At 67.0% G+C, this 11635-nt stretch carries 11 protein-coding genes; 7 read left to right on the forward strand and 4 right to left on the reverse strand.

Annotated elements, in window-relative coordinates; translation table 11 throughout:
• Positions 1-45: 45 nt before the first annotated feature.
• Complete coding sequence (locus QLQ86_RS07095) at positions 46-2481, reverse strand: outer membrane beta-barrel protein (protein ID WP_282816362.1); 2436 nt, start codon at positions 2479-2481, stop codon at positions 46-48.
• Positions 2482-2792: 311 nt separating this feature from the next.
• Between QLQ86_RS07095 and QLQ86_RS07100 the strand changes: the two genes are divergently transcribed.
• The 6 genes from QLQ86_RS07100 to yidD all read left to right on the forward strand — a co-directional run bounded on the left by QLQ86_RS07100 (position 2793) and on the right by yidD (position 7667).
• Positions 2793-3650 carry an ATP-dependent zinc protease family protein gene (locus QLQ86_RS07100; protein ID WP_282735946.1) on the forward strand — a complete coding sequence of 286 codons (858 nt, stop codon included), beginning with the start codon at positions 2793-2795 and terminating at the stop codon, positions 3648-3650.
• A 202-nt stretch (positions 3651-3852) separates the two neighbouring features.
• Entirely contained in the window at positions 3853-5358 is a 1506-nt protein-coding gene (locus QLQ86_RS07105; RefSeq protein WP_282735945.1) for a UUP1 family membrane protein, read from the forward strand.
• Between the two features lie 4 nt (positions 5359-5362).
• Complete coding sequence (locus QLQ86_RS07110) at positions 5363-6325, forward strand: alpha-L-glutamate ligase-like protein (RefSeq protein WP_282816363.1); 963 nt, start codon at positions 5363-5365, stop codon at positions 6323-6325.
• A gap of 74 nt (positions 6326-6399) precedes the next feature.
• A complete protein-coding gene (locus tag QLQ86_RS07115; protein WP_282816364.1) occupies positions 6400-6873 on the forward strand; it encodes a transcriptional repressor in 474 nt (157 codons plus the stop codon).
• Positions 6870-7310 carry a phosphoribosyl-AMP cyclohydrolase gene (gene hisI, locus QLQ86_RS07120; protein WP_282816365.1) on the forward strand — a complete coding sequence of 147 codons (441 nt, stop codon included), beginning with the start codon at positions 6870-6872 and terminating at the stop codon, positions 7308-7310. The genes QLQ86_RS07115 and hisI overlap by 4 nt, the downstream gene beginning before the upstream one ends.
• Positions 7311-7379: 69 nt before the next feature.
• Positions 7380-7667, forward strand: coding sequence for a membrane protein insertion efficiency factor YidD (gene yidD, locus QLQ86_RS07125; RefSeq protein ID WP_282816430.1), 288 nt, complete (start codon positions 7380-7382; stop codon positions 7665-7667).
• On the opposite strand, the gene QLQ86_RS07130 is transcribed toward yidD, so the two are convergent.
• Positions 7668-8096, reverse strand: a complete 429-nt coding sequence (locus QLQ86_RS07130) for a SufE family protein (RefSeq protein ID WP_282816366.1) — start codon at positions 8094-8096, stop codon at positions 7668-7670. It abuts the gene before it with no gap.
• A gap of 27 nt (positions 8097-8123) precedes the next feature.
• Positions 8124-9341, reverse strand: a complete 1218-nt coding sequence (locus QLQ86_RS07135) for a tyrosine-type recombinase/integrase (protein WP_282816367.1) — start codon at positions 9339-9341, stop codon at positions 8124-8126.
• A gap of 343 nt (positions 9342-9684) precedes the next feature.
• Here QLQ86_RS07135 and QLQ86_RS07140 point away from each other — a divergent pair, with 343 nt between their 5' ends.
• Positions 9685-10725: a DNA-binding protein gene (locus tag QLQ86_RS07140; protein WP_282816368.1), complete on the forward strand. Its 1041-nt coding sequence runs from the start codon at positions 9685-9687 to the stop codon at positions 10723-10725.
• 50 nt (positions 10726-10775) lie between these two features.
• Here the strand turns inward: QLQ86_RS07140 and nfuA are convergent, their stop codons facing one another.
• Positions 10776-11366: a Fe-S biogenesis protein NfuA gene (gene nfuA / locus QLQ86_RS07145; protein ID WP_282816369.1), complete on the reverse strand. Its 591-nt coding sequence runs from the start codon at positions 11364-11366 to the stop codon at positions 10776-10778.
• Between the last annotated feature and the right edge of the window lie 269 nt (positions 11367-11635).

The following is an 11635-nucleotide window of genomic DNA, read 5'->3' on the forward strand; positions in this document are numbered from 1 at the left end:
ACGGGGCCTCGGGGCCGCGTCCGACATGGCCGCTCTCCAGGCCTCTCAGAAGCGGATGCTCATGCCCAGCCGCATCTGGTTCTCCTCGCTGTCCAGGGTGTCGACGCCGGAGCCATAGTCGACCTCGATGTCGTCGTAGCGGGTATGGCTGACGTCCATGCGCAGGCGCAGGCGCTCGCGCAGGGGTACCTCGATCCCGCCACCGAACTGCCAGCCCTGCTCGGTCTCGTCCAGCTGGACACGCTGCTCGCCACGCGCGTAGCGGGTCCCGAAGGCCGTCCAGGCCGGACCGCCGCGCAGGTAGAGCAGGGCACCGCTGTCGATCACGTAGCCGGCGCGCAGGGCCAGGCCGAGGCTCGACTCGCGGTCCACCGAGTAGGTGCGGCCGGTGGGTTCGCGTTCGTGGTTCCAGGTCACGTCGCTGACCTCGACCGCCAGTTCGCCCCCCAGGTAGAGCCGCTGGAAGGTCTGGCCATAGCCGACATGCAGGCCCGCCAGTGCACCTGAGTCACCGAAGCGTGCCTCGAGCACCGAGGGTTCGGTGCGCGGCCCCTCGAGATCGGTGATCAGGCTCCCGTAGCCGACCTGGCCGCCGACATAGAGGCCGTCATGGGCCTCGGGTGCGACCGGGGTCCGCCGGCCGGCCTGGCGCCAGGGGTGCCAGGCCAGTCCCAGGCGCATCCGGCTCTCCTCCTGGGCGAAGTCGTCGGTCTCGCCGCCGACCCCGATGTCGAGGTCCTCGTAGTCGGTGTAGCTGTAGTCCATGCGCAGTCCCAGGGCGGTGGTCAGCGGCACCTCCAGGCCGCCGCCCAGGCGGCGTCCATCCAGCCACTCCCTGCGGTCGTCGTTCTCGCCCCCCTCGGCGAAGGCCAGGTCGAAGCGGCCGCGGACCAGCCCCAGGCGACCGTACACCTCATTGTCGCCGGCCAGCAGGCGGCCGATGCGCAGCCCGGCACCGAACTCGCGCTGCTTCTCCACCGAGAAGAGGCGTCCCCCGGTACGTTCGTGGGACCATTCGGTATCGGCGTCCTCGGCCTCGAGCTCCAGGGCCAGCCGCCAGTCACCCAGCGACAGCGCAGGGCCACCGAACAGGCCCAGGCTGCCGCCGGCATCGCGGAAGTCGGCGAGCAGGGTGCCGCCGGAGCCGCGCGGCCCGGCCTGGGCCGTGCCGACCTCGCCGTAGCCCGCCTGGAGCCCCAGGTAGAGGCCGTCCAAGAGATCGGTATCACGGGCCGCGGCCAGCAGTTCGGCGTCCTCGTAGCCCCGGGAGAGCTGGGTGCCGAGGCTGGCCGTCAGGCGGTTGTTGTCGAAGTCCTCGGCGGGGAGGCTGGAGTCGCGCTGCAGGAAGTCGTAGTCCATGCCGACGAAGAGGTGCGCGTTGAGGTAGTGGCGCAGGCCGAGTCCCAGGCCCAGCAGGTTGTCGTTGCGCGCCACGCCCTGGTAGTCGTGGTCGCTGTAGCTCGCCCGGGCGTTGAAGGTCAGGTCGGGGCGGATCGCGGTAGTCAGCTGGGCCCCCATGCCGGTGCGCAGGTTGGCCGAGGCCCCGCGCACGGTGGTCTCTTCCACGCTGCGGTCGAGCCGGGCATTGACGCGCGTCGGCGAACCGGCGGGGCGCCAGGAAAGCTCGCCCCCCAGGTCCCAGGTGCCGACGTCCTCGAGGGCGGGGTCGTCGTAGTCCTGCTCCAGCCAGCCGGCCAGCAGCTCGACGTCGAGCGCCGGGGACGGCTGGAGGAGCAGGCCCACGGCGGCGTTGCCCCCCTCGGAGTCGCGATCGAAGCCGTCGATATCGACGGCCCGGTCGTAGTCGCGCAGGTCCGCCGCGACCTGGAAGAAGGGTTCCAGGGACGCGTTGACGCGGTAGCCGAAACGCCCGCCGAAGGTGGCCTGGTCACGGTCGCGGTCGTCGTTCTCGATGGTCTGGCCATCCAGGGCGTCGACGTCCTTGAAGTCCAGGGTCTCGAAGGTGCCGCCGACGCGGCTGGTGATGCGCCCGAACCGGTGGTTGACCCCGGCGAAGGTGCCCAGGCGATCATAGAGGGTCGGTTCCTCGCCATTCGCGGCGTCCGGCGAGGAGCGCTCCTCGTGGCCACGGGCCAGGTTGACGCCGCCAAACAGGCTGCCGGCCTCGCTATAGGCATAGCGACCCTCGCCGCCGAGGCGCCAGTCGGTATAGTTCTCGTCCTGGTATTCGTGGTACTTGCCGCGCTCGGCGCTGCCGAAGGCGCGTATCTCGTGGCGTTGCCCCTTGCCGACAAGTTCGGCGCGGGGCGAGACGGTGGTGATGGTGTCGGAGAGGCGATTCTCGCGCTCGTAGAAGATGTTGTCGTGGTACTCGTTGCCCACCGTGACGCCGGCATCATGGGTCCAGTCGGTCCCGCCGGTCCCGCCGGCGTCTTCCTGGGCCTGGGTGTGGCTGGCCGCCGACACCGCCAGCACCAGCGGCAGCAGGACGAACGCGGGTTGCCGGTTCCTTGTCTGCATCGTGATCCCCTTGCGTGATCCTTTCGAAGCCCTGACGACGATCGTCAGGCAAACTTCACAGGCGAAGGGTAGTCCAGTCATTACCTTATGAATGAGTAGTTTCACACGATTCGGCAAGCGTCTTGACCGGCATCAAAGGGCCCAGGTAAGTGCACCTCCAAGAGTTCGTATAATGTATATTATGTTAAATGAAGACCATGGGTAATGCGCTCTGGTCGACTATAATCATGCTGTCGCGTCCCGTCGACGTTGGACAAGGCTGGAGGCGACTCCTTATCATCACGCATCACCCTGCTGCTCGAGCCCTGTACATGCGCCATTGCCTGCCGTTTGCCAGCACCCTGATCGTTGCCACCCTGCTGCTGAGCGGCTGCACCCTGCTGCCCGACCGTGAGCCTCCGCCGCCGCTCGTCACCAGCGGAGAATTCCAGGCGCGACTCGATCAGCTGGAAGGCGCCGTCACCTCCAGCTGCGTTACCGCTCAGCAGGGCCGGCTCGATCAGCAGCTGCAACAGCAGCAGGCGCTGTCGGCGGACGTTCGTGAGGTCGGCAGCTTGCTGCGGCAACTACGTGGCGAGGTGGCACGTCTCGACCGCGATGACGACGTGCCCCAGGTGGCCAGTCAGTGCAGCGACAGCCCGACGCGCCTGGACAACAAGGAGATCCTGGGTCGCACCGAGTGGATCGGTTTGCCCGGTGTCGGCACCTACCTGAAGGCCCGTATCGACTCTGGGGCCACCACCTCGTCGCTGTCGGCTACCGAGATTACCCGCTTCGAGCGCGACGGCGAGAACTGGGTCCGCTTCAAGCTTGGGCTCAACGAAGCCGATAGCGTGGTCGACAGCGTGCGTGACGAATGGATCGAGGCCCCGGTGGAACGCCGGGTGCGCATCATCCAGGCCTCCGGGGAGGATTCGCGTCCAGTGATCAGCCTGCTGATGACCCTGGGGCCGCTGCGCGAGACGGTGCAGTTCACCCTCAACGACCGCACCCACCTGGACCATCCGGTACTGCTGGGTCGTCGTTTCCTGATGGACATCGCCATCATCGACGTGGCCGAGCAGTACCTTCATGATCGCCCAGAGTTCCCGGGCGGGCGTCCGGCAGAGGAAGCCGGCACCGACGAGGCCGCTGATCGCGATGAAGACGAAGCCGAAACCGAAGAGTGACGTCGGGCTTGTCTGAATTGTCGGCGAGCGACGGCAAGACAAGACAATCATCGGCGATGATACGGACTGGGCTTGCACGCGAGTTTGCAGGGTGTAAATGAGTACTTCGAGCCGATTTTGTAACGCCGTATGGCCGAGTGCAGCCAGTTTTGGGACAAAGCCAAGTTCCTTCGCCTGACTCAAGCCCCATCAAGGAAGACCCATGTCACGACTGCCCTTCTACCTGATCGTCGCCTTCCTGCTGGTGGCCGGTGTCGCTCTGAGCATTCACCGCCATGTGCAGTTCGAGGTGCCCTGGACACCGGGCGAGCAGCGCCAGGTCTGGGAGATCGAGGCCCAGGTCAACTTTACCGCCGATGGCGGCTCGGCCAAGGTCAACATGGCGCTGCCCTCGAGCCAGCAGGGGTATCGCATCCTGACCGAACACACTGCCTCGCCCGGCTACGGGCTGGCCTTTCTCGAGGAGAACGGCGGCCGCCGCGCAGAATGGTCCACGCGCGAGGCGACGGGCGACCAGCAGCTCTATTACAGCGTCCAGGCACTGGTCGCCCCGGAGTCGAAGAGCCCGGAGATCGAACCCCCTCCCCTGCGGCGTGACATCGTCTGGGAAACGCCCTACGACACCGCGGCCAGCCAGGTGATCGAGCGGGCCTGGTCACGCAGCTCCGACCCCTACACCTTCGCACGCGAGCTGATCACTGACTTCACCGAGGAGCGCCAGGGGGAAAATGCGCGCCTCCTGCTGACCCAGTTCGACCGCACACCGCTGCTGGTACGCCTGCTCAACCAGGCCGGCGTACCGGCCCGCGAGGTCAGCGGCTTGCTGCTCGACCATGGCCGCCGGCGGCAGAGCCTGACGCCCTGGATCCAGGTCTTCGATGAACAGGAGTGGGCGCTGTTCGATCCGCGTACGGGCACCCGAGGCCGCCCGGATAACCTGCTCCTCTGGGAGTCCGCCGGACAGGCGGTGCTCGAGGTCCAGGGCGGCAGCGACTCGCGGGTCGGTTTCTCGATGCTCTCCCGCAACCAGCCGGCGGCGGCGGCGGTGCGCAGCCAGCTAGCCGATGACACCCTGCTCAACTTCTCGATCCACAGCCTGCCGCTCGAGGATCAGGCGTTGTTCCAGACCATCCTGCTGATCCCCATCGGCGCACTGATGGTCGTGATCCTCCGGGTGCTGGTCGGCATCAAGACCTCGGGCACCTTCATGCCCGTGCTTATCGCGCTGGCCTTCATCCAGACCACCCTGGTTACCGGGCTGGTCGGGTTCCTGCTCGTGGTGGCCGTGGGACTGGTCATCCGTAATTACCTCTCCTACCTGAACCTGCTGCTGGTGGCGCGAGTGACGGCGGTGATCATCACGGTCATCGCCATCATCTCGGTGTTCTCGGTGCTCTCCTACCGTTTCGGCCTCAATGCCGGCCTGACCATCACCTTCTTCCCGATGATCATCCTTTCCTGGACCATCGAGCGGATGTCGATCCTCTGGGAGGAGGAAGGCCCCAAGCAGGTACTGATCCAGGGCGGCGGCAGTCTCATCACCGCGGTACTGGCCTATCTGGCGATGAACAACCCCTGGGTCCGTCACATCACCTTCAATTTCCTCGGCGTCCAGCTGATCCTGATGGCGCTGATCCTGCTGCTCGGCAACTACACCGGCTATCGCCTGCTCGAGCTGCGCCGCTTCAAGCCGGTCACGGAGGACTGACACCATGTGGACGACCCCTGCCCGCCTGCATGCCAAGGGAATCATCGGCATGAACCGGCGCAACATCCGCTACATCGGCCGCTACAACAATCGCCGGCTCTACCCGCTGGTGGACGACAAGCTCAAGACCAAGCTGCTGGCCCAGGAATACGGTATCACCACGCCGGCGCTGATCGGCACCGTGACCACCCAGTTCGGTGTCAAGCATATCCTTGCCATGCTCGTGGGCCATCAAGGGTTCGTGATCAAGCCGGCCAAGGGCAGCGGCGGCAAGGGCATCCTCGTCATCGAGCGGATCGATGGCGATCGCTACGTCAAGCCGAGTGGCGCCCAGCTGACCCTTGGCGACGTGGAGCGCCACGTCTCCAACATCCTCTCCGGGCTCTATTCGCTGGGGGGCTCCCCGGATGTGGCGCTGATCGAGGCGCTGATCAACTTCGACGAATCCTTCTCCGAGTACACCTATGAGGGGGTGCCGGATATCCGGGTCATCGTCTTCAAGGGCTATCCGGTGATGGCAATGATGCGCCTCTCCACCGCCGCCTCGGATGGCAAGGCCAACCTGCACCAGGGAGCCGTAGGCGTGGGCATCGATATCGCCAGCGGCACCGCGATCCGGGGGGTACAGTTCGACCGCAGGCGTCACGACCATCCCGATACCGGCCACGAGCTCGCCAGCCTGCGCATCAGCGACTGGGCCACGTTGCTGCGCCTGGCCGCCGGCTGCTTCGAGATGACAGGGCTCGGGTATCTCGGCACCGACATGGTGCTCGACCGAGACCATGGCCCCATGCTGCTGGAGCTCAACGCCCGCCCGGGGCTGGCGATCCAGATGGCCAACGGCGAGGGGCTGCGCTCCCGGCTGGACCTGATCGAACGCCAGCCCGAGGGTGTCGCTCCCGAGGAGAGGGTCGCCTTCTCGCAGCATCATTTTGCCCGCTCCAGCGAGCTGCTCGAGACGGCCTGATAGCGACCGCAGCTGGTCCCTCGCCGGCCCGGCGCGTAGAATATCGCTTCCTCCCAGCCATCGCCCCGGGTGCCATGACCGATCCCAGCGACATGATCCGACAGGCCGAACGGCAGTGCCAGCAGCGCGGCGCTCGCTTCACGCCGATCCGTCGGCGGGTGCTGGAGATGATCGCCGATGCCCCCGGCAGCCTGAAGGCCTATGACCTGCTCGACCGCCTGGCGGCGGAACACGCCGCGGCACGGCCCCCTACCGTCTATCGCGCCCTGGAGTTTCTCATCGACCAGGGGCTGGTGCATCGCATCGAGTCACTCAATGCCTACGTGGCCTGCCCCTGCCCCGAGCACGCCCACGGCTTCCAGCTGCTGATCTGTCGCCTCTGTGGTCGTGTCGAGGAGCTGCACCTGGACGAGATCAACGACCACCTCGCGCGTCGCGCCAGGGAGCTGGGCTTCGAGGTCCAGCGCCAGACCATCGAGCTGCTGGGCCAGTGTGACGCCTGCCGACAGGCGTCCGAGCGCCCTGCCGCCCCTGCGGAGTTTCCATGAGCGACACCTTCAAGACCCTCGAGCGGGCCGCCGGCGACAGCCGCTTCCCGCTGGCCGGAATCCTCGACGCCATCCGCTTCAATGTCGACGGCCTGATCCCGGCCATCGCCCAGCAGCACGACAGCGGCGAAGTACTGATGATGGCCTGGATGAACCGCGAGGCCCTGGAAGAGACCCTGCGGACCGGCCGCGTCTGCTACTGGTCGCGCTCGCGGGGCAAGCTGTGGCGCAAGGGCGAGAGCTCCGGCCAGCAGCAGCACCTGAAGAGCGCAGCGCTGGACTGCGACGGTGACACCCTGCTGCTGCAGGTGGCGCAGACGGGGCCCGCCTGCCACAGCGGCAGGCGCAGCTGCTTCTACGTGGCGCTGGAGGGCGACGAGGCACGCATCGCCAGTGACCCCCTGATCGACCCCTACACCCTCTACGGCAAGGGTTGAGACGTGTCCTGCCTGGCCGCCGGGATCCATCGCCTGCTGCGCCTACTGGGGCAGGCACTCGGTTGGCTGATGATCGCTGCGGTGAGGCTCTACCAGCTCACGCTGAGCCCGCTGCTGGGGCCGCGCTGCCGCTACTGGCCAAGCTGCTCGAGCTATACGGTGGAGGCGCTGCAGGTGCATGGCCCGCTCAGGGGCGGGATCATGGCGGTGAGGCGGGTCGTTCGCTGCCACCCGGGCTGTGAGGGCGGCATCGACCCGGTACCGGGAGGACCCAGCGAGCGGCTCTGTCGGGAAGACCCGGAGTTGGACGAGCAGTTCCGCTGCCGGACGGATGACCGGCAGCCACGCAACCGCTGATCAGGCGGCCGCTTCCGCCTCGGCCACTCGGTAGATCCGCTCCAGCATGGCGTTCAGTCCGTTGCTGCGGGTCGGCGATAGGTGCTTGTCGAGCCCCAGGTCCCGCATGAAATGGGGGTTGGTAGCGCGGATGTCCGCCGGACGACGGTCGTTGTAGATGCGCATCAGTACGGCAATCAGCCCGGAGACGATGGCCGCATCTGAGACTGCATCGAAGTGCAGGGTCTCGCCCTCGAGACGGTGGTGCATCCAGACATTGGACTGGCAGCCCTGGATCTTCAGCTCATCGACCTTCCACTCATCGGGAAAGGCCGGCAACTGCTTGCCCATGTCGATGATGTACTGGTAACGATCCATCCAGTTGTCGAACATCTCGAACTCGTCGAGAAGCTCCTGCTGGGCCTGTTCGGCGGTGGTCTCGGTAGTCATGGTCTCTCCTGGAAGTGGCTTCCGCCATTATAACGGCTCATGCCCGCCATCTCGATCATCGGCAAGCACTGCCCTCTCCCCTTCGCCCCACAGGCCATGACGCGCCTGCTGGCGATGCCACTCCTCATCCTCGGCGTGCAGGTAGCGCGCCGTGGTGTCGAGACGCGAGTGGCGTGCCGTCGCGGCCAGATAGCGTAGCTCTACCCCGGCTTGCGCCTGGTGGGTCAGGGCCGTGTGGCGAAGCCAGTGCGGTGTCGCCCGACGCAGCCGCCCCACTTCTGCCTGCGCCGTGTAGCCCGCCTCCCGTTCGAGCGCCTCCGCCGACTCCCGGAAGCCATCACGGACCAGCCGATAGAGGCGGTTTTCGCCCAGTCCCCGGGAGCCGTCCAGTGTTCGCAGCAGGGGTGAGGCGTCATCCGGCGGCGGTTCTGCCGCCAGGCCCAGTGTCCTGCGCCACTCGGCCAGCAGCGCCATCATGTCCGGCGGCACCGGGATGCGCGCCACCTTGTCGCCCTTCCCCACCACGCTCCACCACCATCGCCCCTCGCGGCGCTGGAAGTCGTTCATGCGCGCCGCACTCATCTCGCTGACCCGCGGGGCCAGCAGGTAGGCAAAGCCGAAGACCAGACGGCGCCGGGTCAGCTCGTAACACCGGCGGGGCGAGGCGTCCTCCTCCCCCGGCCGGTTCAGCCAGTCCCATAGCCAGTCCCACAGGGGGCGCTCCAGGTAGCGTTCGATGCCGCCCCGGCGGTTGTCCAGGCGGCGGCGCTTGTCGCGCATCAGGCGGAAGGGATTGTGGCGGACCCAGCCTGCCTCCACCAGCCAGGCGAACATGCCCTGCAGGATCACCAGGCTCTGACGGCGGCTGGCGGGCGACAGCGGCCCGCGGAAGGGACGCCAGCGCGGGTCCTGACGCGGGCGCACCGGCCCGATCCAGCGCTCGACGGGTCGCGGATCGGCCAGGAAGGCCTCGAAGCGGTCCAGATCTTCCCGGCGCAGCTCATCGAGCCCCCTGCCCTGCTCCACCAGCCACAGCAGCAGGCGCTGCGCCTCGCGGCGATAGGCACGCCGGGTCCGGGGGCTGGCCCGGTATTCGTCGAGCCACTGCGCCACGGCCTCGGCATCGCTGCCGGCGGTGATGTGCAGGCCTTGCCGCTGTCCCGCCGCTTCGGGCAGTCGCTCGCGTGCCGTCGATGTCACGCTCAGCACCTCATCGGGTGCTGCCTGCCTGGTTTCCCTATCCATATCCGCTCCTTGCGCCCCCACCGTCATGGCCCTTGCTCCTTGCTCCTTGCTCCTTGCTCCTTGCTCCTTGCTCCTTGCTCCTTGCTCCTTGCTCCTTGCTCCTTGCTCCTTGCTCCTTGCTCCTTGCTCCTTGCTCCTTGCTCCTTGCTCCTTGCTGGTCAGTATCCGGCTTATCTGGCGATAAAATCAAGATAAGCCGCGTAATCTTGATTTTATCTGTCATTTCGTAAATATAATTACGTAGTACGTAATATGTAATTATCTTCAATATCGCACCGCCAACGGGTACACTGCCTTCGATAGCCAAGGGGCGGACCCGGCAGACAACCACGAGGAGATGGCCATGGCGCGCAGCGGCGTGCGTTACGAGGATGTCCAGCGGGCCATCGATGCCCTGCTGGAGAAGGGAGAGGCGCCCAGCGTGCACAAGGTGCGTGAGGTGCTGGGGACCGGCAGCTTCACGACCATCAGCGAGCACCTGAGGGAGTGGCGGACGCGGCGAGAGGAGAACCGCGACCTGCCGCCACCGCGTGGCATGCCCGAGGCCCTCCAGGAGCTCGCCGAGGCGCTCTGGGAGAAGGCCCAGGCATCCGCCAATGAGGCCCTCGCCCACTACCGGCAGGAGGCAGAGGGCCGCGTGGAGACGGCGCGGGAGGAAGCCGGCGAGGCCGCGCGCCGAGCCGAGGACGCCGAGCAACGCGAGTCGGCGCTGGCCGCCCACCTGGCGCGCACCGAGCAGCGCCTCGAGGAGCAGAGCGGCGAGCTGGCGCGCCGCGAGTCCGAGCGCGATGTCCTGGCGGAGCGCGAGGCGAAGCTCGCCAACCGGCAGGCGCGTCTCGAGTCGCAGCTGGCGAGCCTGCAGCAGGAAAACGAGCGGCAGGCTCGCGAACAGCAGCAGGCCCTGACCGAGCAGGCTGCGCGTCACCAGGAGCGCCTGGCGCGGGAGGAAAAGCGTCACGAGAGCAGCGAGGCGCGCCTGATGGGGCTGCTCGACGAGGCACGCCAGGAGCGACAGGCCGCCGACAAGGGGCATGCCCAGCGGCTGCAGCAGCTCGAGGCGAGGCTGGAGCGGGCACAGCAGCTGGTGCAGGAGGCGCGCGCTGCCCTGGCCGAGGAGGAGAAGCGCCACCGCGAGACCGAGTGGTCACGCCACCAGGCCGAGGAGCGAACCCGGACGCTGCAGCACGAGCAGGCCCTGATGCAGGCGCGCATCGACGAACAGAAGCAGCTGCTGGAGGAGCAGGTGCGCCGCCTGCGCGACCTGGAGACCCAGCTCCATCGCTGCCTCTGGCAGGCACCGTTGCCTGACCGGCCCCGCGAGGAGGTGTCGCAGAACGGCGAAGGCCCCGCGGGGGCGGGGCCTTCGAGAGCGGAGTCTGAGTGAGGCGCGGGAAGCCTGGCGGCTTCCCCGGGGCATCGCCCCTCGTCGCTTGCCTAACGGTAGTAGGCGTTGGTGGTATCCGTGTGGTCGGTCACGTCGCGGATGCCGGCGAGCTCCGGGATGCGCTCCAGCAGGGTCTTCTCCACGCCGTCCTTGAGGGTGAGGTCCACCGCGGCGCAGCCCTGGCAGCCGCCACCGAAGGCCAGCACGGCCACCTGGTCCTCGGTCAGCTCGACCAGCTTTATCTCGCCACCGTGGGAAGCCAGTCCCGGGTTGATCTCGCTGTAGAGGATATAGTTGACGCGATCCTCGAGCGGGCTGTCGGCATTGACCTTGGGCATCTTGGCGTTGGGCGCCTTGATGGTCAGCTGCCCGCCCATGCGGTCGGCGTTGAAGTCGACCACGGCCTCCTCGAGGAAGGGCAGGCTGTTCTTGTCCAGGTAGACACGGAGCTTCTGGAGTTCCAGCAGCTCGTCGCTGGGCTCCTCCTCGCCTGGCCGGCAGTAGGCCAGGCAGGTCTCGGCGTAGGGGGTCCCCGGCTGGGTGATGAAGATGCGGACCGCGATGCCCTCGACGTTCTGCTTCTCGAGCAGTTCGGCAAGGTAATCCTGGGCGCTGTCGGTAATCTGGATGCTGTCGCTCATGGTGCTCTCGCTATCGCGTCATGCCGCGCCGAGGTGGCGTCGCGACATGTACTGAACGTGTGTTGCCCTCAATGGTAAGCGACCCGCGCGGCCGACACAATCCCGACTGAATTGCTGGGTTTTTGCCTGCCCCCTGCCGCGGCGCCGAGGCTTTTGCTAAGATGAGCGCCTTTCCCGGCGGTCTGCCGATGTCCCGCAGTCCGGCAGGTCTGCCCCTTGCCGCAGCGTAACCCCTCGACAAGACGCCCCAGGCGCCCCGCTGCCGGCTC

The organism is Halomonas rhizosphaerae (assembly GCF_030012485.1).
In the GTDB taxonomy this organism is placed as follows: Bacteria; Pseudomonadota; Gammaproteobacteria; order Pseudomonadales; family Halomonadaceae; genus Halomonas; species Halomonas rhizosphaerae.

Coding starts and splice junctions, on each gene's coding strand:
- QLQ86_RS07095 (WP_282816362.1), bottom strand. CDS start 2,481: ATGCAGACAAGGAACCGGCAACCCGCGTTCGTCCTGCTGCCGCTGGTG.
- QLQ86_RS07100 (WP_282735946.1), top strand. CDS start 2,793: ATGCGCCATTGCCTGCCGTTTGCCAGCACCCTGATCGTTGCCACCCTG.
- QLQ86_RS07105 (WP_282735945.1), top strand. CDS start 3,853: ATGTCACGACTGCCCTTCTACCTGATCGTCGCCTTCCTGCTGGTGGCC.
- QLQ86_RS07110 (WP_282816363.1), top strand. CDS start 5,363: ATGTGGACGACCCCTGCCCGCCTGCATGCCAAGGGAATCATCGGCATG.
- QLQ86_RS07115 (WP_282816364.1), top strand. CDS start 6,400: ATGACCGATCCCAGCGACATGATCCGACAGGCCGAACGGCAGTGCCAG.
- hisI (WP_282816365.1), top strand. CDS start 6,870: ATGAGCGACACCTTCAAGACCCTCGAGCGGGCCGCCGGCGACAGCCGC.
- yidD (WP_282816430.1), top strand. CDS start 7,380: ATGATCGCTGCGGTGAGGCTCTACCAGCTCACGCTGAGCCCGCTGCTG.
- QLQ86_RS07130 (WP_282816366.1), bottom strand. CDS start 8,096: ATGACTACCGAGACCACCGCCGAACAGGCCCAGCAGGAGCTTCTCGAC.
- QLQ86_RS07135 (WP_282816367.1), bottom strand. CDS start 9,341: ATGGATAGGGAAACCAGGCAGGCAGCACCCGATGAGGTGCTGAGCGTG.
- QLQ86_RS07140 (WP_282816368.1), top strand. CDS start 9,685: ATGGCGCGCAGCGGCGTGCGTTACGAGGATGTCCAGCGGGCCATCGAT.
- nfuA (WP_282816369.1), bottom strand. CDS start 11,366: ATGAGCGACAGCATCCAGATTACCGACAGCGCCCAGGATTACCTTGCC.